This is a genomic window from Globicatella sanguinis, assembly GCF_002847845.2.
Taxonomy (GTDB): Bacteria; Bacillota; Bacilli; order Lactobacillales; family Aerococcaceae; genus Globicatella; species Globicatella sanguinis.
The window spans coordinates 2,247,253-2,268,778 of sequence record NZ_CP126962.1; the positions used below are offsets into that span (position 1 = coordinate 2,247,253).

The following is a 21,526-nucleotide window of genomic DNA, read 5'->3' on the forward strand; positions in this document are numbered from 1 at the left end:
AGGTCATTCGATGAAGATAGAGTGTTTATTGGAAGAATATGAATTGTTGATCCATCATGTTTTGAAAGAGTACCAGATTTATCCAAACCGTCATGACTATGAAGATTTTGCTCAGGAATTACGCCTTCATTTATTTGAGGAATTAAAACGCTTGTTAACATCAAAACACCAAGTGGAAAATATGGAAGCATACTTACGGCACGGGATGCGTTGGCGACTGTTTAAATTGTTACGCCAACAAAAGCGTCATCAATGGGTGCCTGTAGACGAAACCTTTTTAATTAATCAAACCCAAGAAGATGCTAATTTAGTCTTTAAAAAATTTGTCTTGTCCCTACCCAATACCTTAACACCACGAGAACAGGAATTCTTACAGTATTTGTATGAGGGCTATCAATTAACTCAGTTAGCCGAGATTTATCACCGAGAATATCGCACCATTCGTCGTTGGCGCGATCGGTTGATTGAAAAGTTGAAGCGTGAAGATTGACAATGTGATAAATGAAAAGTTGAAGCGAGAAGAGTGATTGTGTGATAAATGAAAAGTTGAAGCGAGAAGTTTAGCTTGGTGAAAATGAAAAGTCTAGGTTCGATGAGCTACTAATTGAAATTAAAAATAGAAGGACTGTGTGATATATGAAAAGTTCAGGTCTGATGAGCGACAAAGTGAAATATAAACGTTAGAGCAGAAGATTGATTAATCGATGACAGAAAGGTGTGCACAAAAGGGTTCAGGGACTCATCGACCTGTTAGAGCGTAGGGGTATTATAGTTAACATTGAGGAGGTTGGGTTACTTTTACTTGGTTCTGTGGACCTGTTAAAACTTTGTCATTTCAATATTCACTAGTCAATAAATCATCATTGATGTGTATTTTTGTCCGAAAAATGCGCTTTCGGGGTACTTATTAGGTGTAGCGTCCGGAACTACAACAAAATTTTAAGGAGGTTGCCCCTATGGCAAAAACATTTAAAAGTGGAAAATTATCAATGAAACTAGTAGGTGAGGATAAAAAAGCAGTACGCACAATGAATTTTAATAATTTGATGAATGATGCCCCAGAGGCAGAGATTATAAAAGTTCGTAGTGCAATTGAAACATTAGTAGATGAACCGTTTAATAAAACCAGCGTAACTGAAAATTACGAAATTGACTAGGAGGAATTAAATTATGGCAGAAGTAACAACAACAAATTTAGAATTACAAATTAAAAATGCTGCAGGGAAAGCAAAAGTAGTACGTGTTCCGGAACCAAGTTTAGGTTTGGACCGTGTGACAACTGAAAAAGCTGCTCAAGATTTAATCGAAGCCAATATCTTTGTAGATGACTCAGGAGATCCTTATGTAACCAATGTCGGCGCTCGTTATGTTAAACGTACTGTAGATGAAATCTACAATGTGGAAAACGAACCGGCAGTTTAAGGGTAAGTAAAGGAGTGGGTGAATTGAACACCTGCTCCTTTTATTAAAGAAAGGAGGAATTGAAATGAGTCTGATTGAATTAGGTGCTTTAGCTAGTGCATTAGTCGCCGTCATTACCTTAATTACGAAACTCTACAATTTAATCGCAGCCATTCAACAATTAATTGGTCGCTTAGACTTTTTGCAGTCTGAGATTAATCATCATCATTTAATTCAAAAGCAATTAATTAAACTGTACGATCATCATGAGCAACGCTTGAATCGAGTAGAACAAATTCAGAAAAGAGGTAATCAGGATGCAGCTTAGTAATCAATCTTATGATTTTTTAAAGTGGGTAGCATTGGTCTTTTTACCAGCATTTTCAGTATTAATCGGGGGATTAGGTCCGATATTTAATTGGTCAATGACCGAAAAGTGGGTAACACTGGTTAATTTATTAGCAGTATTTTTAGGTAGTTTATTACAGTTATCATCTAATAATTATCACAATCAAGGAGGGGGACATTATGCCGTCCAAACAAACTTTGCTTAATGAATTACAACAATATATTGGGATGGTTCAACATTCTTCTAAACATCAAGCGATGGTTGACGCTTATAACCGAGTCGAACCTTTACCAGTAGGCTATCGGGTCAAATATAGTGATGACTGGTGTGATTTGTTCGTAACATTTATTGCTGATAAAATTGGTTTGTCCAGTCAAATTGGACGTGAGTGTGGCGTTAACCGTCATCGTGAAATAATGCGCCAGAAAGGCATTTGGTTAGGAAAAGTAAGTCCACAAGTGGGAGATATTATCTTTTTTGATTGGGATGGCAATGGTTTTTGTGATCATATAGGATTTGTCATTCAAGTAGGGAATGATTTTGTGATTACAATAGAAGGGAATTCATTGCGCCAAGTTCGTAAGGTTTATTATCAAAAACAAGATTGGCGGATTGCTGGTTATGCTAGACCGGTTTATCAAGAATCAACGGTCAAAGCACCAGCAAAATCAGTTTCAGAGTTAGCATTGGAAGTTATTCGAGGGTTATGGGGCAATGGCGCTGAACGTGTTAGACGCCTTACCCAAGCAGGGTATGATGCGGTGGTAGTCCAGAAGCTGGTGAATCAAAAACTTTTAGGCCTAAAGAATTGAATAGTAACGAAAGGATCGCTGTACCAAGTTGGTAATGGCGATTTTTTTGGTTTTAATAATTCAGTGATAATTTTAATGAGATAGTATATAAGCTATATTGGATAGTCAACCCTAATATCAGTATTAAATTAAAAATAAATAATAGAGAAAAGACGTATTAATACAATTAGAAAAAGCATAAGAGAACTAGAAGAATAATAGTGAATGCCCCGAAAACATGTTTGGAACATTCACTATATATGAAGATTGTTTAAATATTGTCCAATATTTAAATTTTAACAATTACTAAATAGATAAATTATTTGCATTTTTAAACAACCCAATTAAAAGTTAATATACGTTGCTTAAAATTTAGATAGGTCAGTAGAACTATCATTTTAGCTATTTTAGGAACTTGCAAATCAACAATATTTATTAATTGCTGAAGTAATCATTTTACTTATCTTATTCACAATTACAAGGTCTTCATCAGTTACATTGGTTAATGGAGAACGTACACCACCGAGTTGAAGTCCATCTTTTTCTAGGACTTTTTTCATAATGGCATATATATTGGCTTTAGCCTTCACCATTTCAAAGATAATATTTGTAATCTCAAATTGAATTTCAGTAGCTAACGATATATTACTGTTCTGTATCGCTTTATCTGCTGCTAAAAACAGTTCTGGCATAACACCATAAGTACCTCCTATTCCACCATCTGCACCCATAATTCTGCCACCTACGAATTGTTCATCGGGCCCATTGAAGACTATTATATCTTTCTTAGAATTTAGTTTCCAAGTAAGAATATCCTGAACTGGCATTGAAGAATTTTTAACTCCGATAACATTCTCATTTTCTAACATTTTATTCAATAAATTTGATGTTAAGGCATAACCTGTTGTTTGAGGTATATTATAAATGATGAAATCAATTTTAGCAGCTTGAATCATTTCAGTCCAATACTCTTCAATAGAATATTCAGGTAAAGTGAAATATATTGGCGGAATTGCGGCTAAGGCATCAACTCCTAAATTAGCAGCATGTTTAGCTAATTCTATACTATCTCTGGTAGACGGAGCGGCAACATGTGCTATAATTGTCATCTTATTTCCAACCACTTCCATTACATTTTCAAGAATGACCTTTCTTTCCTCTATATTTTGATAAATGCATTCACCTGAGGAACCCCCTACATACAAACCTTTAACACCTTTATCTAAATAATACTGAGCTAATTTTTGTGTTCTTTCGGGACTAACATCGCCATTGTCGTCATAGCAAGCATAAAATGCTGGAATAATTCCTTTGTATTTTTCTAAATTTTTCATTATAATCTCCTTTTATTTAATAACATTAATAAACTTTTTCGTGATTTCAAGTGGTCTTGTTATTGCTCCACCTACTACCGCAGTGTAAACTCCTTGGTTAAAAGCCATCTCCAAATCTTTAGGAGTATGAATTCGTCCCTCTGCGACAATTGGTGTACGAGTATTTTCAACTAATTCTTTCATCAATTGAAAATCTGGTCCATTTTTCTTGTCAGAAGTTCCAGCAGTATAGCCACTCATAGTTGTTCCTATTAAATCAAAACCTATTTTTTCAGCATTCAAACCTTCTTCTAAAGTTGAAATGTCTGCCATAAGAAGTTGATTAGGGTATTTTTCTTTAATATTTTTTACAAAATTATTGATTGAACCGTCAGCTCTTTTTGAAAAAGTAGCATCCATTGCAATGATATCACATTTTGCTTCAACCAATGCATCTATTTCTGCCATGGTAACTGTTATGTATGGTTCATAATTTGGGTATTCTTTTTTTATTAAGCCTATAACAGGTACATTTAATTCTTCCTTAATTTGTTTTATGTCTTTTATTCCTTCTGTCCTAATAGCGATTGCGCCTGCTTCTAATGCTGCTTTTGCCATAAGAACCATGATCCCACCTTCTTCACGATATAATGGTTCACCTGGTAAAGCTTGACAAGAAACAATTAAACCACCTTTTAATGATTCAATGATACTCATAATACATCCTTTCTATTTTACAAATTGTTTTCTGTTTTAAAATAATATAATGCACCCAGTAATCCAGCTTTATTACCTAATTTTGCCGGAACAATGTTACTTTGAATAAAATGATTATGCACTGAAATATTAGAAATTTCAGCAACAACATCTGGTATTATCAGTTTGTCTTGGGCTAATATTCCACCTCCAAGAATGATTAAATCAGGATTTAATAAGTATTGAATTATTAATAATCCTTGAGCTAAATTTTTAATGAATTTATCATATATTTTTCTAATTGCTGGGTTGCCTGAAATTAATAATTCGAAGAATTCTTCTCCATTAATATCACGCCGTAATGCAATAGTGGCATTTTCTGTTAAAAAACTTGCTGATGCGATGTCTTGAAAATAATGCCCGTCAATTGGTAAATATCCGATTTCCCCTGCTGTATAAGAATGACCTTGATATAATTTCCCATTGATCATTATAGCAGCACCTATCCCTGTTCCTAATGTAAGACAAACCAAATTTTTTTTTTATCATCTTGATGGTATTTCCAGTACTCTCCAAGTAGAGCGGCATTCACATCATTAAGTATTGTGCAAGGAATATTCATTTCGTTCTCAATTATCTTCTTGAATTGCGTTCCTTGATATTTTGGTATTGTATAACCAGCGTATTCTATTACACCTGAATCAGGATTTACCACACCAGCTGAAGCTATTGCGATTCCAGTAATTGTCGGATGCTCTTGGATAACTTTCTTACAAATCGAGGTAACTTGTTTTAAAATATGATTGTCATTATTTGAGACATCTGTTTTTACTTTTTTTATTGGTTTATAAGTGTCTCCATTGATTGAAAAAATTCCATATTTTATAAATGTTCCACCAATATCAATGCAAAGTACCTTAATAATAATCAACCTCCTTTATTGTTTACGTTTTCATTTTATCATTAGAAATTATATTATCAATAATGCTATTTTTTTTAAAAAAAAGAAGTAAATTACCTTGTATTCTATTGAAAAACATTGATAAATCAATATTTTTTAATAGAAAATTAGTTTCAGAGTTAGGTAATTAAATACAGAAATAGTCTATTTTTTACCAAAAGCCATAAAATATTATTATTAAACCTAAAAATATTACAACACATAGCTAGATAAATCGTTTACACTTAAGTTAATGGTAGCGCAACCAATATATGGAGGTGGATGAGTGATGGAAATAACACATATAAATAATAATAAAAAAAGGGGAATGGGAAATTTTAAAAAGAAACTGAAAAAAAATTGGCCATTTTTAGTAATGTTAATGATTCCGTTGATATTTCTGCTGGTATTTAGTTATGGTCCGATGTATGGGGTATCAATTGCTTTTAAACGTTATTCACCAGGTCTGGGTATATGGGATAGTCCTTGGAATCAATTTGGTCACTTTAAACGTATGATGAAAGATACTTTATTTATTCGAGCTCTAAAAAACACATTGAATATTAGTTTTTTAAAACTTTTAATAGGATTTCCAGCACCTATAATTCTTGCTTTGGCACTGAATGAGATAAGATTTCAAAAATTTAAAAAACTTGCACAAACTATTTCATACTTACCTTATTTTTTATCTTGGGTAATTGCATCAGCAATGTTAATAGAAATTCTTTCTCCTGATAGAGGATTAATTAATGCAGTACTAAAAATGTTTGGAATGAATCCAGTTCATTTCTTAGCCAACAAAAATACATTTATACCAGTATTAATAATATCTGAAATATGGAAAAGTATCGGGTATGAGTCAATCATTTATTTAGCAGCTATTACCGGAGTTGATTTATCGATTTACGAAGCTGCCGAGTTGGATGGAGCATCGAGACTTCAGAAAATGTGGCATGTCACGATACCAAGTATTATGCCTATAATACTTGTTATGTTGATTTTAAGATTAGGTCAGGTATTGAATGCTGGATTTGATCAGGTTTTAAACTTGTATAATCCATCCGTTTATGCCGTTGCAGATATTATTGATACATATGTATATCGAATAGGTTTAGAAAACTTTAGTTTCGATTATTCAACCGCTGTAGGGTTAGTTAAAAATTTAGTTGGGTTAGTTTTAATTTTAACCTCGAACTTGATTGTTAAAAAAACGACTGGCCAAAATGTAATATAGAAAGGAGTATAAAGAATGAAGAAGAAAACAAATCTGTTTGATTGGATAATAATTATTCTTATTTCCTTTTTCTGTTTGACAATTTTGTATCCTGTTTGGAATCAAATAGTCTTATCATTTAGTTCGGCTTCAGAAATGAGAACTTTACAAATTTCGATGTGGCCTGAAAAATGGTCTCTGGAAGCTTATAAATTTATTTTTGGATTTGGAAATATTGGTAGAGCTTATTTCAATACAATATTGAGAACTATTGTCGGAACATTGATGATTGTATCAGTCACTGTATTGGCAGCCTATCCACTTTCAAGGAAAGATTTACCTTTTAGAGGATTTTTTATGACAATTTTTGTTATCGCAATGTTTGTATCAGGTGGAATGATTCCATCATATTTATTAGTTAAAAACTTAGGCCTATTAAACTCTGTATGGGCATTGGTTTTACCTAATGCATTAAATGTAACCTATGTTATAATTGTCAGAAACTTCTTTTTAAGTATTAGTCCTTCAATTGAGGAATCTGCAATTATGGATGGTGCTTCACCTTTTCAAATTCTATTAAAAATAATTTTACCATTATCTAAACCGATTATTGTGACTATAGCATTATGGGCTGCAGTTTATCATTGGAATGAGTGGTTTATGGCTCAAATTTATATTCAAGATCAAAATCTTGATGTTCTACAAACAGTTGTGAGAAAAATGTTGATGAACGTTGATGCTTCAAGAATGGACACACAAATTGCATCAACTGGTGCAAATGCATCTGAATTATTGTTAGCGAATGTACGGGCAGCAACCGTTGTAGTATCAATAGGACCGATTGTTCTATTGTATCCATTCGCACAAAAATATTTTATTCAAGGTTTACAATTAGGTGCTGTAAAAGGATAATTTTAGGAGGAAAATAATATGAATAAAAAGTTTAGAAAGACGGCAGTCAATTTAGTTGTTAGTTCAATTTTAAGTACCCAACTATTACCTGGTATAGGTATTAGTGCTCAAGAGTTACCTGAACCTGGTGATTTTAAAGATGTTGTTAATTTAAAACTTTCTGGTTCATTTACTAAGGGAGAAGTACAAGATGACAATTGGGTTCAAAAAAGACTCGAAGAACAATTTAATGTTCAAATTGAAAATACTAAAATAAACACATGGGATGCAAATGAAGTTTCTATCATGATAGCTTCTGGAGAATTGCCAGATACATTTTCATTCACAACCGGTGGGATGACACCAAAAGAATTGTATTATCAGGGGTTAACCCGTTCAATTCCACGTGAAATGATAGAAAAGTATGCACCAAATTATGCAAAAATGTTAAATGAAACAAATAATGGTATTGGATGGAAAATGACTCAATCTCCAGATAATGAAAATGAACATATTGCATTAATTGGATTACAATCACATGCTCAATCATTGTTATGGGCTCCAACATTAAGGTTAGATTGGATGGAAAAATTGGGATTAGATATACCAGAAGACATCCAGCCTATTGGAGATGAAGATGGTTTCGAGAGAATCTATTTTTCACACCATTCATATACATTAGATGAGTTAGAAGAAATATTAACTGCTTTCGTTACCCAAGATCCAGATGGTAATGGGCAAGACGATACTTATGGTATTTTACCAGCAAATGACAGCATGAACTGGGCAACGACATTATTAGGTTCTTACGGTGTTGCTGCTAGCTATAACTTAGAAGTAGATGGCAAAGTTCAAGATGCAATGATTTCAGAGCCATATAAACAGTTTTTAAGTCGTATGGTAGATTGGTATAAAAAAGGATTAATTGATCCTGAATGGACAACGTTACCGGAGAAAACCACATGGGAAAAATATCAAACTGGTAAAGTTGGATATGTGATTGCACAGAAAACTTATTTAGCGCAAGAAGCTTGGACAAAAGGAAGAGCTCCACAAAATATTCTTGATGCTGATCCAAACGCAAAACTTTTAGCACTTTTACCTGAAACAGGTGATGAGGGACAATCTGGTCAACAGGCATTTACTCCTGTTACAGCATTACAAGATACAATGCAAATTAGTAAAAATGTAACTGATGAGCAATTGGCTCGATACTTACAAATTTACGACTTCATGACATTTAACCCTGAAGGAGTTTGGACAACCTATGGTATTCCAGGGGAGCATTCAGATTATGTAGGGGAAGAAGGTAAATCTACACTTGTTGTTAGAGATGAGTATCCATTAGAAGAAAAAGAAATGGGATTCTGGGCATATAACCATCGCTCATATCCAGGCCTACGATATTATTGGTTAACTGCTGAGAAAACATTAGAATTAAATGATATGTTCTTTGGTAAACCTGAAAATATTGAAAAATATTTTATTAGACCATACAAATGGGATTTATTTGATGAAACTGGCCTGTCAGATCTTGAAGCCATTTATAATGCAAATCTGCAAACTATTGAAAATGAATTCAGAATGAATGTTATTTCCGGTGCGATTGACTTAGAAAGCGAATGGGATGCATATGTTGAAACTTGGTTATCAAGCGGTGGACAAGAAATTCTAGATGAACTAGAAAAAGCCCCATTAGTGAGTGATTTGCTAGCGGAATAGAATAAAGAGTTTTAGTGGGAGTGTAATTTATTGCGCTCCCCAGTTTTTTAAGGAGTGAAACTAATGAGGGAAATCAATAGTAAATTGATAGAAGGAATAAATAATATCTATGACTTAATAGTTTTAAATCTTTATTGGATACTGGGTTTTGTTTTAGGACTTGGAATATTTGGTTTCATTCCTTCAACAATTGCAGTAACAAATATTTTAAGAAATCGTCATTTAAAAAAAGATTCATCAATTTCATTTTTTAATTATTGGAAATATTATAAACAGAACTTTATAAAAAATAATCTTTATGGTTTATTTTTATTAGGTTGTATTTATTTAGGATTTTTATATATTCAAACGCTTGATAATCTTGACAATGTCATAAAAGGTCCGTATATTTGGTTGACTTATGGAATATTTATCTGTTTTATAATTTTAAATTTATATATATTAATCGTTTATATTCATTTTGATTTTTCTTTTAAAATGATTTTAAAACATAGTTTAGTGTTCATGATTACTTGTCCAATTCATACTTTATTATTGATACTTATTATTTTAATTTCAAGTTGGACAGTCGTTAGGTTTCCATTATATTTTCCTTTTATTCAAGTTTCTCTTTTTTTATTTTTGATTTCTAAAATAATATTTCATGCAATAAATGTCGTTACACAAGTACAAAATAAGAGGTGGATAAATAAATGATTAAAAATAAACCAAAAATAATTTTTGAGAGTGGTAAACATGGTCAAAAAAATAAAACTGAGGATGTATACTGTTATCGTATTCCAGCTTTGTTAACAACAATGTCTGGCACGGTAATAGCAGGTGCAGATCAGAGGTATGATCATCATTTTGATTGGGGAAACATAGATATGGTGATTAAAAGAAGTGAGGATGAAGGGGAAACCTGGAGTGAAATTATTAAAATATGTGATTTACCCACAAATCCTAACAGTATACATCCAGATTATGGTTCGGCTTTTAATATTGATATGTGTTTGGTACAAGATCCTAAAACACAAAGAATCTTTTCAATATTTGATATGTTTACAGAACAACGTGGTTGCTTTGGTATTTTTGAAGATAACTTTGAAAAGGCCTATCAAGAGATTAACGGAAAAGATTATCTAATTGTTTATGAAAATAATGAAGAGTCAAAAGTTTTTGGGACCATTCGAGAGAATGGAATCATTTATGATAATGAGGGGAACGTAACAGCTTACCGTGTTATAACAGAATCAAAACAAGCACCTTATAATAACTTAGGTAATCTCTATAAATCGGAGGAATTAATAGGTAATGTATATTTTAGAGATCCTATGAATCCTTTAAGAATTGCAAAAAATATGTACGTTTGGCTTTCTTATAGTGATGATGATGGTAAAACTTGGTCTTGCCCTGAAGATATTACGCCACAAATAAAATTACCTTGGATGGTTTTCTACGGTGTCGGACCAGGAAATGGAATAGCACTACATGCAGGTGAAAAAAAAGGTAGATTAATCATTCCAATGTATTCAACCAATTCTTTAACAACGCTAGATGGTAGTCAAACTAGTCGAGTTATCTATTCTGATGATCATGGTAAAACTTGGAATAGTGGACTTTCAGTAAATGATAATCGATATGTCCCAGAGTTATCAACTACCATCGATTCTAAAACCTTTGATAATAGACTATTACAGAATACGGAAGCGGTAGCTGTGCAATTAAATAATGGACAAGTAAAATTGTTTATGAGAAATTTGACCGGAAATGTTCAAGTGGCTACAAGTTTTGATGGTGGTGAAACATGGCATGAAGAGATAAGCTCTATTAAAGAAATTGTAGATGTTTATGTACAATTATCTGCTATTCATACCATTCAGGATGGAAAAGAATATGTTTTACTTACTAATGCCACTGGTCCGGAGAGAAATAATGGGCACGTTCATATTTTAGAAGTAACAGAAGAAGGAAATCTAAAATGGTTAAATAAAATTTTAATACAAGAAGGTAAATTTGCATATAATTCAATACAGATGTTAAATGATAAAACATTTGGTGTGCTTTATGAACACTCAAGCCAAGAATATAATGAATATTGTTTGTTATTTAATAAATTTAATTGGAGTGAATTAGAAATATTACTGGATGAACAGACTAAAAATTAATAATTCAAGACGAATTTATTATTATAAAAATAGTTTGATTTAAGTTCAAATATGAAGAGTATAATAAACTTTTTTGTTAATGAAGTTTTATTGAAACTTTAGGTAACGATTAAGACGACAGATATACTAGAAATTGAAATGAATAGAGTTATGGATTATGATAATATTATATATTTAAGCCTTTTCATTTTTTGATCATTAAAGTCAATTAATGATTACTAAGTAATTAAAATAGATTTGTAAAAATTATATTTTTAAACTTTGAAATATTTTGCTTAAACAATAAGTTCGAATGATTGAACAATTTTTCAACCTATAAATAGCAGTGACAGTCATTGTTTTTTGAAAGTTTATGTCCGTTTTTATATTTAAATAACCAAGTGTGATTAGAATTTTTAGCTAAGATTAATTGCGATTTAATTTGAAAAATGTGTATGAATACTATAAATAATTGTTAATATATATAAAATATAGACACAAGTTAAGCATAGCTATTTGAGTTTACATTATATTATGTACTTGACTAAAAATTATTACAAAAAAACTTAACAAATATAATTATTTTAAGGTTGAATTCTTCAGAATACATTAACTTATAATAAATAATATTAGAGGTGTTCATTGTGTATAAGTGTATTATAGTAGAGGACGAAAAAAATATTAGACAAAGACTAGTTTCTCATTTTCCATGGGAGGAATTTCAAGTAGAAATTGTTGGTGAAGCAGAAAATGGCATTGAAGCCATCAAGTTGATTGAAAAATATCATCCACATTTAATTTTTACAGATATAAAAATGCCTGATATGGATGGATTGGAATTAGCTAAGGAAATTCATCTTCGTTTTCCAAATATCACTACTATACTAGTGAGTGCATATAATGAATTTAACTATGCCCAGAAAGCTATAGAATATAATGTAAAAGGCTATTTGCTAAAACCAATATTAAAAAAAGAATTTATACAACTTATGACTAAAATTTATTCACACCTACAAAAAACGGATCCATTAATAGAAAATAAAGATCTAGAAGATAAAACTATTGGCACAAAAAATACAGAGAATACACAATCCAAAGATTTAAATCAATACATTTATTTCGCTAAAAATTATGTTAATGAACATTACACTAAACCAATTTCTTTAAAGCATATTTGTTCTGAACTGTATATTAGTGAATCGTATTTTAGCAGTCTTTTTAGCCAAGAGACAGGAGTTGGCTTTGCTAATTACGTGAATGAAGTTAGAATTGAAAAATCCAAAGAACTTCTTAAGTATTCAAATGATAGTTTAAAAATAATAGCATTAAAAGTAGGGTTTTCAAGTCCATCTTATTTTAATAAGGTCTTTAAATCAATTACGGGAATGAGTCCATTAGAATTTAAAAAAAGTGGGAATAGTGATGAATATATTTAATAAAAATTTAAAAAGTTATTTGACATTATTATCAGTTCTTTTGTGTTTGTTGATTTCAGGAGTAACAATTTATTCATTCCTACAAAATTTCAATGAATATTACAAACAACAGCAACATAATGTAGGATTAGCATATTTACAAAATAATTCATCGCATATACAGAGAAAATTGGATAGAGCCATGACATTACTTAAAACCACATCATCAAGCTCAAGCATCCATGAATCGATAAATTCTTTATCAGAAAAGAACAACTCTGGAATTCAGGATTATTTGGCAAGCAAAAGGATTCTTGAAAATTTGTTATTAGTTCAATCTAAAAATACAATAATTGACGACGTTATCATATTTTCTGATGTTGGACAATTTTCAGCTAGAGGGAATTCTTTTTCCGAAAAATTTAGATATTCAAATTTACCTAATCAAAGAGAAATATCCCATTTAATGACTCCAGAACAATTTATTAATGAATTGAATTTTAGAGGAGTACAAAATTTTAACTTTAAAATAGATAATTATGCAGGACTACAGAATAAACTACTTCTCGCTACAAATATGTTTGATCAAAATAATCAATTTATCGGATTGTTAATCATTACGTTAAACCCAAAAAACTTAGAAGAAACACTTTTGAACAGTGAAAGAGTAAATATTAAAGTTGATAACAAAGAAGTTTTTACCGGAACGAATTATGACAATACAAATCCTGAGTTAATTGTTACTCACCAGGTATTTCCATATAATGTATTTTTATCTTATAAACATCAAGATCTATTAGCTTTATTTAGTTTAAAACAGAAAATATTTATTTTCTTAATTATTATCTTAGTTTTTAGTATTACTTATATGATAGTCCTTAAAATATCATTTCGTTTTCTGGAACCACTAGACGCATTAGTTGAATGGATAAAGGCATATATCACCAATGGAAAAGATTTAAACAAATTATATATCAATAATAAATATAGTTTAAGAGAAAGAATTTTTGCTTTTTTAATCATTGCAACTTTGGTTCCTTCACTATTGATTTCACTTACTTTTTATTATCAAGCTAGTTACTACATTTTAGAAGTTGAAAAGCAAAGTGAAATAGAAAGAATAGAAGAAAGAAGTAAACTAATTAATGATGAAATTATACGTTTAAAGAAGACTTTATCTGTTTTAGTAGCAAACCAGTATTCTAATAATTATAGAAGGAATGAGAATTATTTACAAATTCAAGATGATGTTAACAAGTTTGATGAACTTGAAGGAGTGATGATTAGTATCATCGATAATAGTGGGAAATTATTAATGTCCACACGCGATCAGAACAAAATTGAAATAACAATCGATAATTTTCTACAGGAAAAGGAGCGTTCAAGATATTTAATCGGAACCATTAATTATGATAATAAGCGGTTGTTTTCACTAATGCTACCGCTTAAACTATCAAAATACCGAGATGAACATTTAGAATATATGGTATTGTCGGTTGACCAACAGTTTTTTAATAAAGTATCTTTGGTTGATAATATTATTAAGGAATCTCTACTTTTTGGTAGAGAAAAATGGTACATTACAAACGAAAATGAAAGCGAAAGTAAAACATATTACTCAAAATTAACAGAGAGTAATATTCATTATGAAGTGGATTATTCAGATGAAATATTTAAAAAGAACCTATCAAATCTATTTTGGAGAAATTCATATTTATATATCATAATGATTTTATTATTACTAGTTGTGTCTTATCTCATTTCTAATCGACTAATGATACCATTTGAAAAAATTATCAAAGAACAAGCAAAGTTTCCAAACTACAATTTAAAACTGATTAGTAATATTCAAATTGATGAAGTTGAAATTCTAAAAAACAAGTTCATGGAAAGAATACAGGAAATAAATGAACTGTCTGACGCAAAATTGGAAGTAGAGAAAAAAGTAATTGAAACGCAATTTGAAAAAAAAGAAATTCAATTACTTGCAATTCAAAATCAAGTCAATCCTCATTTTTTATATAATACACTTGAAAATTTAATCTATTTAGTTGAATCGGGTGAAAATGAAAAAGCAGTCAATATGATTGTCTCGCTATCTAGATTTTTCCAATTTATTACCAATCGTTCGAATTACATTATTACGTTGGAAGAAGAAATAAACTTTTCAAAACATTATATAGAAATAATGAAAGTCAGATTTGATAATTTTGAAGTAAAATGGAATGTAAAAGTTAATAACACTCAATTGCCTATACTAAAAATGTTATTGCAGCCAATTATTGAAAATAGTATTCATCATGGCGTAAAGAACTCAAACCATTTTATAAACATCGAAATAATAATAATTGAATCAGCACAGTATTTATTGATTGAAATTAAAGATAACGCAGATGGAATTGAAAAAGAAAAGTTAAAAAAATTACAAGAAGGATTAAAAAATTCAGAGTATAATCGTTCGGGTATTTATAATGTTAATGACCGTTTGAGCCTTTATTACCAAGACAATTACCATTTAGATATTAAAAGTAACAAAGGCCAAGGAACAGTTGTTACTATTAAAATTAATAACAAAGGAGTATATAATGTTAATCCCTAATTATTTTGAAAATCATGAAATAACTGAGATTAATCAATTGAATGATCGTAATTATTTCATCCCTTTTAGTAGACATGATTCATTTATGGATAATCTTAATAGACGGAAATCTAGTTTTTATACTGATCTTTGTGGCACCTGGAATTTTCAGTATATTGAAAACGTAAGAACACTAGAAATTCCTCTTTGGCTTCAAAAATATCATGACCGTATTACTAGCACAACTAACGTACCGAGTGTTTGGCAATTAGAAGGGTATGACCAAATACAATACACAAATGTTGAATATCCAATTCCTTATAACCCCCCTTACGTACCGTATGATTTACCAGGAACTATATATCAGAAAGAATTCTTTGTTACTACTGATGATACAAAAGATTATCATCTAAATTTTGAAGGTGTTGATAATGCTTTTTATGTTTGGGTTAATGATGAATTTGTTGGATATAGTACTATCTCTCATAGTAATACAGAATTTGATATTACTAATCTGTTGAATGACGGAAAAAATGATATTTCTGTCCTTGTTTTAAAATGGAGTACTAGTACTTACTTTGAGGATCAAGATAAATTTAGATTTAACGGTATTTTTAGAGACGTTTATTTATTGACTCGTGATAAGAATAGAATCAATAGTTTTATAGTTAAAACGCATCTAAGCAATCAATATCAAAAAGCCAATATTGATGTTGAAATTCAAACGACTGAAACTTTTAGTTCTGGTATTTATCAATTATTGGATGAGAAGAATAAAATTATTGCAGAAGATAACTTTTCTGAAAACTTTAATATTGAACTTTCAAATCCAAAATTATGGACACCGGAAACGCCTTTTTTATATAAATTAGTATTAAAAACAGATAAAGAAGTTATCGTTCAAATGGTTGGGATTAGAGAAGTTAGAATTGATGGAGTAGAATTATTATTGAATGGTACTCCAATAGTTCTTCAAGGAGTAAATCACCATGATACCCATCCAGAAACAGGGCCGGTAGTTTCAATTGAAAATCAAAAAAATGACTTATCTCTGATGAAATTATACAATTTTAATGCAATCCGTACAGCTCATTATCCAAAGTCTCCTGAGTTCTACGAATTGTGTGATAAAATGGGTTTTCTTGTGATGAGTGAAGCAGACATGGAATGTCATGGGGTTGTTGAGCTTGTTGGTCTAGGTGGGTATGATAATTACCCAATGCTTGTAAATGATCCTACCTATACGAATATTTTTGTTCGTCGCATGGAAGCTAGTATGATTCCCTTTATCAATTTCTGTTCGATCTTCATGTGGTCAGGTGGAAATGAATCTAGTTATGGATTAAATTTTGAAAAAGCAGCAAAAAGAGCAAGGGAAATAGATTCGGATAGACCCCTTCATTTTGAAGGATACTGGCATCGCGATCGGAATCGAAAAAATGATTTGTCTTATGTAGATGTTTACTCACGGATGTACGCATCATTAGAAGAAATGGATCAATTATATTTTAACAAAGATAATCCGATTGACCGTCCATTTATGCTTTGCGAATATTGTCATGCAATGGGGAATGGCCCAGGCGATTTGAATGATTATTATGAGTATTTCAAGGATAAAAAGGCCTTTATTGGAGCTTTTGTTTGGGAATGGGCAGATCATGCGGTTAATATTAATCGTCAATCACCAGAAGAAGAAGCGATATATAGGTATGGTGGAGATTTTAATGAATATCCACATTTTGGTAATTTTTGTATGGATGGTCTTGTATATCCAGATCGACGTCCACATACAGCAGTAATTGAATATCAGCAAATTTATCGTCCAATAAGAATTATTGACCATAGTTTAAGTAAAGCACAGGTGACTTTTGAAAATCAACTATTTTTTGTTGATGCCAGTGAGCTATATTTTATGAATATCTCAATTTACGATAAAAAAGGGAATAAAATTGTAGATAATGAAATACCTTTACCATCAATGAAACCCAAACAATTCGTTAATTTTAATTATAAAGAGTTTGTTAATTTATATGATGATGTACAGAGTATTGTATTCTCTTATTTAAGAGTTGAGGATAGAAAAAAAGTCGGATTTGATCAAGTATTTCTTTCAGAAATTGAAAGTGACATTGAACCAGTGAAAGTCATCACTAACCAAAACATCAAAATTGAAGAAACTATTTCGTCATTTATCCTTTCACAAGAAGATAAAATGGTAAAAATTAGTAAGAAGAATGGATTGATTAGTGAGGTTATTGTTAACAACAATGAATTACTAGCTTCAGAAAGTTACTGGTCGGTGTGGAGAGCACCAACTGATAATGATCGGAAGATTAAATTGGATTGGCAAGCAGCTAATTATCATGATACCCAAGTAAGAATGGTTGAATATAAATTAGAGAAAAAAGAAAAGGGTATTAGCATTACTTTTTCAGGAACAATGAACTCCGTTTCAAGACAGAACTTTTTAAAATTAGATGTTGAATGGATAATAACTTCTGATTTTGTTTTATCATTAAATGTAAATATTGAAAAAAATCCTTTATTCCCATATTTACCGAGATTTGGTATGGTAATCCCAGTAATAAAATCAATTGATCAATATGAATATCTTGGTTATGGACCTTATGAAAATTATCAAGATAAAAATAATTTAAGTTATTATGCATCTTTCAAGGGGAAAATATCAGATTTATATGAACCTTATGTTACACCGCAAGAAAATGGTGCACATCGAGTAAAAAGTGTTGAGGTATTTAGTGGTCTAAATCGAGAAAGAATTAAAGTATCTTCAAAAAATCTTATATCATTTAATTATTCACAGTATTCTGTACAGCAACTTACAGAAATAATGCATCGAGATTTATTAAAGGTTGAGGACAAAAATTATTTACACCTTGATTATGCCCAAAGTGGATTAGGAAGTAATTCATGTGGTCCCGAATTAATTGAAAAATATCGTTTAAACGAGGATCGTTTTACGTTTGAACTTAACTTTAAATTTTCATAAATACGAAATATATAAATAGTATCTGGTTGGATATGTGAAAAACAAATAATATGTTTGATTTTTAAAAAATGATTGTATATGGCATAATTGAAATGTAGTTTACGGCAGCTAATTCATGTTGGTCAAATTCGACCAAAAATATACAAAAAACCACTTGCCAACACTCAAAAATAACTTTAAACTCCTCGTTAGACCAATAACGTTTGACAGGAGGATATTTAGGAGATGTTAGCAGTGGCTGAAGTAAATTATATCAGATATGAAGTGAATCAAAAAGATGAAAGTTATGCAAGTGTTAGTCGAAAGACAGGTTTCGATGCTCGTACAGTAAAAAAATATGCCAATCAAGAAGACTTTGAAGTTAAGAAACCTCAGTGCCGAAAGGCACCTGTCATGGATCCAGTAAAACCAATTCTTGATGAATGGTTGAATGAGGATTCTAAAAAGAAACGGAAATATCGCCGCACGGCGAAACGTTTATTTCAACAGCTTGTGGACGATCATGATTTTAAAGGGTCTGAGAGAAGTGTTCGCCAGTATGTTTCTAAACGAAAAAAAGAATTAAAAACAATGGTTGATCAAGCGGCTTTACCTTTAGAATCTATCCCGGGGACAGCCCAAGTGGATTTCGGAACGGCTCCTTTTGTTTATCAATCAGAATCGATGGAGTTACCCTATTTGGTGATGTCGTTTCCTTTCAGTAATACGTTTTATTTTCAGGTTTTTCCTTCGGAAAATGCAGAGTGTTTACTCGAAGGTTTACAACGTATGTTTCATCATATGGGTGGGGTTCCGAGAACCATTCGATTTGATAATTTTAGACCGGCAGTGAAAAAGATATTAGGCAAAGGAGAGCGAAAGCTCACGGATGTGTTTGAACGCTTTGTGGGGCATTATGGCTTTCATTATGAATTTTGTAATCCAGGTAAGGGGAACGAAAAAGGCCATGTCGAAGCGATGGTGAAGTATGTAAGGAATAATTTCTTATTACCGGAATGTCATATTGAAGATTTAGATCAATTTAATGAAACGTTATGGCAAAAAGCTGAGGATGATCGTGATCGTTCTCATTACAAAAAGGATGTGCCAATAGATACGCTCTATCAAGAGGATTGCGCACAATGGCTTCTCCTTCCGGAGAAATCATTTGATTGCGTACGTTATGAAGTAGTTAAAGCTGATAAATATGGTTTTATTACTGTGGATAAAAAACAATACTCAAGTTCGCCTCGATTCGCTGGGGATAAGTTAACCGTTGCGATCACATATCATTCAGTGAGTATTTTAAATGAGCAACATGAAGCTGTGGTTCATCATTCGAGACTCTATGGTGTTAGACGAAAATCAATGGTTTGGCAACCCTATCTTGATTTATTATCTCGACGACCACGAGCGATTAAGTACACCAGTATCTATGATCATTTCCCAGAAGAATGGACGCGATATTTAAAAGCTTGTACAGAAGATGAGCAAAAAGAAGCTTTAAGATTATTAGGTACGTTACTTAAAAATGATGATTTCACGCTACTGAATCAGGCGCTAAATGATGTATCAGCACAAGGACATCCAAGTGTTGATCAAATTAAACATCGATTCTATTCACTCGTTAATAATCAAGAGGATTATTCAACATACACGCCACAAATGTCTTTACCGGATATGCCTGATATCACAAGAGGACTTGATCATTATGACGCCCTCTATGCGAAAGAAGGTGGAGCGCGTGAATAATCAAATTATAGAATACGCCAAACGCTTAAAACTCAGCTGGATTCGAGAACATTACCACGAGGTGACAGCCGAGTCAAATGAAACTTACTTGGTTAAGTTGTTTGAAAAGGAAATAGAGCATCGAGAAGAGCGCAAAGTCAACTTACTGTTGAAGCAAGCGCAACTACCTAAAACAGGCCATCAGCCTTTTCAGTGGGAACATATTCAGATTCCGCACGGAATCGACCGCGATACGATTATTCAGGGTGATTTCATTAAGAGACAAGAGAATCTCATTCTTTATGGAGGTGTTGGGACGGGCAAAACTTATTTATCTACGCTCATTGCCCTAAATGCCATACATAGATATGGCAGCCAGGTGAAGTTCTTTACCGTGGCAGGCTTAGTTAACAAGCTTATAGAAGCAAATCAACAAGGACAGCTACCAAAGTTGATGAAACAGCTAGACAAGCAACACGCGATAATTTTAGATGAATTAGGTTATATCCCTCTCAACAAAGAGGGCGCAGAATTACTCTTTCAGGTCATTTCTATGTGTTACGAGAACAAGAGCTTAATCATCACAACGAATCTTCAGTTTGGGCAATGGAATCACGTCTTTGGAGATCCAGTATTAACGGAAGCCGTTATTGATCGACTCATTCACCATTCCCATTTATTAATGTTTAGAGGCGATAGTTTCCGTTATAAAGAGTCATTAATTCATGAGTAGATAGTGATGGCAAGTGGCATACAAAATTAATTGCCGTTTAACGCAATTCCCTATTGCCAAATACAAAAAATGATGAAATTTAGCACTTGGACTTCGGTTCAAGTGTTTTTTAGCATATTATATTTGTGTGAAAGGAAGTGTATAGCCTTTATAGAGTAAGCGCCGAATAACCAGGTACGTATCACAGCCCAACCACCTCCTGTATGATTAAGTTAAAACTTATGGAGGTGGTTGATTGATTATTAATCTCGATGCTGCTAAACGCTATTACATTATGACTGGTCGGACAGACTTACGCAAGGGAGTTGATTCTCTGGCTGCTCTCGTTCAAAATGATTATCAATTAAATCCCTTTGAAAAGAATCTCTTTCTCTTCTGCGGGTCCAGGCTTGACCGCTTTAAAGCTCTTTATTGGGATGGCCAAGGTTTCTGGTTACTGTATAAACGCTATGAATCTGGCCGAATTCATTGGCCTAGACAGGAGGAATCACTGAAGGAAATTGACCGTCACCAACTCATTCAGCTTATGGATGGCTTTCTGATCGAACCATCCGTTCAATCATTGGAAGGATCTTACACAATGTGAAAAAACTTGATTAAATCGTTTACATGGTTTATAATCAAAGAAATTTGAACAG

21 protein-coding genes are annotated in these 21,526 nt (G+C 31.8%); 17 read left to right on the forward strand and 4 right to left on the reverse strand.

Annotated elements, in window-relative coordinates; genetic code table 11:
• Positions 1-10: 10 nt before the first annotated feature.
• From CYJ72_RS09945 to CYJ72_RS09970, 6 genes are all read left to right on the forward strand, one after another.
• Entirely contained in the window at positions 11-490 is a 480-nt protein-coding gene (locus CYJ72_RS09945; protein WP_284629731.1) for a sigma-70 family RNA polymerase sigma factor, read from the forward strand.
• Between the two features lie 466 nt (positions 491-956).
• The gene (locus CYJ72_RS09950; protein WP_066124581.1) at positions 957-1,157 is read left to right on the forward strand and encodes a DUF1659 domain-containing protein; all 201 of its coding nucleotides are present in this window, start codon (positions 957-959) and stop codon (positions 1,155-1,157) included.
• 13 nt (positions 1,158-1,170) lie between these two features.
• Positions 1,171-1,422, forward strand: coding sequence for a DUF2922 domain-containing protein (locus CYJ72_RS09955; protein WP_066124583.1), 252 nt, complete (start codon positions 1,171-1,173; stop codon positions 1,420-1,422).
• A 64-nt stretch (positions 1,423-1,486) separates the two neighbouring features.
• A complete protein-coding gene (locus CYJ72_RS09960; RefSeq protein WP_066124586.1) occupies positions 1,487-1,729 on the forward strand; it encodes a hypothetical protein in 243 nt (80 codons plus the stop codon).
• Entirely contained in the window at positions 1,719-1,955 is a 237-nt protein-coding gene (locus CYJ72_RS09965) for a phage holin (protein WP_066124588.1), read from the forward strand. Before CYJ72_RS09960 ends, CYJ72_RS09965 begins: the two co-directional genes overlap by 11 nt.
• A complete protein-coding gene (locus tag CYJ72_RS09970; protein ID WP_284629732.1) occupies positions 1,930-2,562 on the forward strand; it encodes a CHAP domain-containing protein in 633 nt (210 codons plus the stop codon). The genes CYJ72_RS09965 and CYJ72_RS09970 overlap by 26 nt, the downstream gene beginning before the upstream one ends.
• Before the next feature lie 401 nt (positions 2,563-2,963).
• Here the strand turns inward: CYJ72_RS09970 and CYJ72_RS09975 are convergent, their stop codons facing one another.
• From CYJ72_RS09975 to CYJ72_RS09990, 4 genes are read right to left on the reverse strand one after another with little or no spacing between them, the layout of a single operon-like run.
• Positions 2,964-3,875: a dihydrodipicolinate synthase family protein gene (locus tag CYJ72_RS09975; RefSeq protein WP_101813131.1), complete on the reverse strand. Its 912-nt coding sequence runs from the start codon at positions 3,873-3,875 to the stop codon at positions 2,964-2,966.
• A 12-nt stretch (positions 3,876-3,887) separates the two neighbouring features.
• A complete protein-coding gene (locus CYJ72_RS09980) occupies positions 3,888-4,571 on the reverse strand; it encodes an N-acetylmannosamine-6-phosphate 2-epimerase (RefSeq protein ID WP_066124595.1) in 684 nt (227 codons plus the stop codon).
• Positions 4,572-4,588: 17 nt separating this feature from the next.
• Positions 4,589-5,041 carry an ROK family protein gene (locus CYJ72_RS09985; protein ID WP_284629733.1) on the reverse strand — a complete coding sequence of 151 codons (453 nt, stop codon included), beginning with the start codon at positions 5,039-5,041 and terminating at the stop codon, positions 4,589-4,591.
• A 23-nt stretch (positions 5,042-5,064) separates the two neighbouring features.
• Complete coding sequence (locus CYJ72_RS09990) at positions 5,065-5,481, reverse strand: ROK family protein (protein WP_284629734.1); 417 nt, start codon at positions 5,479-5,481, stop codon at positions 5,065-5,067.
• Between the two features lie 298 nt (positions 5,482-5,779).
• Here CYJ72_RS09990 and CYJ72_RS09995 point away from each other — a divergent pair, with 298 nt between their 5' ends.
• The 11 genes from CYJ72_RS09995 to tnpB all read left to right on the forward strand — a co-directional run bounded on the left by CYJ72_RS09995 (position 5,780) and on the right by tnpB (position 21,474).
• Complete coding sequence (locus CYJ72_RS09995) at positions 5,780-6,724, forward strand: ABC transporter permease (protein ID WP_284629735.1); 945 nt, start codon at positions 5,780-5,782, stop codon at positions 6,722-6,724.
• A 15-nt stretch (positions 6,725-6,739) separates the two neighbouring features.
• Positions 6,740-7,615, forward strand: coding sequence for a carbohydrate ABC transporter permease (locus CYJ72_RS10000; RefSeq protein WP_066124601.1), 876 nt, complete (start codon positions 6,740-6,742; stop codon positions 7,613-7,615).
• Between the two features lie 18 nt (positions 7,616-7,633).
• The gene (locus CYJ72_RS10005) at positions 7,634-9,316 is read left to right on the forward strand and encodes a type 2 periplasmic-binding domain-containing protein (RefSeq protein WP_284629736.1); all 1,683 of its coding nucleotides are present in this window, start codon (positions 7,634-7,636) and stop codon (positions 9,314-9,316) included.
• A gap of 63 nt (positions 9,317-9,379) precedes the next feature.
• Positions 9,380-10,012, forward strand: a complete 633-nt coding sequence (locus CYJ72_RS10010) for a YesL family protein (RefSeq protein ID WP_284629737.1) — start codon at positions 9,380-9,382, stop codon at positions 10,010-10,012.
• Positions 10,009-11,463, forward strand: coding sequence for a sialidase family protein (locus CYJ72_RS10015; protein WP_284629738.1), 1,455 nt, complete (start codon positions 10,009-10,011; stop codon positions 11,461-11,463). Before CYJ72_RS10010 ends, CYJ72_RS10015 begins: the two co-directional genes overlap by 4 nt.
• Before the next feature lie 623 nt (positions 11,464-12,086).
• Positions 12,087-12,878: a response regulator transcription factor gene (locus tag CYJ72_RS10020; RefSeq protein ID WP_284629739.1), complete on the forward strand. Its 792-nt coding sequence runs from the start codon at positions 12,087-12,089 to the stop codon at positions 12,876-12,878.
• A complete protein-coding gene (locus CYJ72_RS10025) occupies positions 12,865-15,456 on the forward strand; it encodes a sensor histidine kinase (protein ID WP_284629740.1) in 2,592 nt (863 codons plus the stop codon). The genes CYJ72_RS10020 and CYJ72_RS10025 overlap by 14 nt, the downstream gene beginning before the upstream one ends.
• A complete protein-coding gene (locus CYJ72_RS10030) occupies positions 15,443-18,445 on the forward strand; it encodes a glycoside hydrolase family 2 TIM barrel-domain containing protein (protein WP_284629741.1) in 3,003 nt (1,000 codons plus the stop codon). Before CYJ72_RS10025 ends, CYJ72_RS10030 begins: the two co-directional genes overlap by 14 nt.
• Positions 18,446-18,670: 225 nt before the next feature.
• Entirely contained in the window at positions 18,671-20,176 is a 1,506-nt protein-coding gene (gene istA, locus CYJ72_RS10035; RefSeq protein ID WP_284629742.1) for an IS21 family transposase, read from the forward strand.
• Positions 20,169-20,888: an IS21-like element helper ATPase IstB gene (gene istB / locus CYJ72_RS10040; protein ID WP_101814115.1), complete on the forward strand. Its 720-nt coding sequence runs from the start codon at positions 20,169-20,171 to the stop codon at positions 20,886-20,888. The genes istA and istB overlap by 8 nt, the downstream gene beginning before the upstream one ends.
• Before the next feature lie 235 nt (positions 20,889-21,123).
• Positions 21,124-21,474: an IS66 family insertion sequence element accessory protein TnpB gene (gene tnpB / locus CYJ72_RS10045; protein ID WP_084801928.1), complete on the forward strand. Its 351-nt coding sequence runs from the start codon at positions 21,124-21,126 to the stop codon at positions 21,472-21,474.
• The last annotated feature ends 52 nt before the right edge of the window (positions 21,475-21,526 follow it).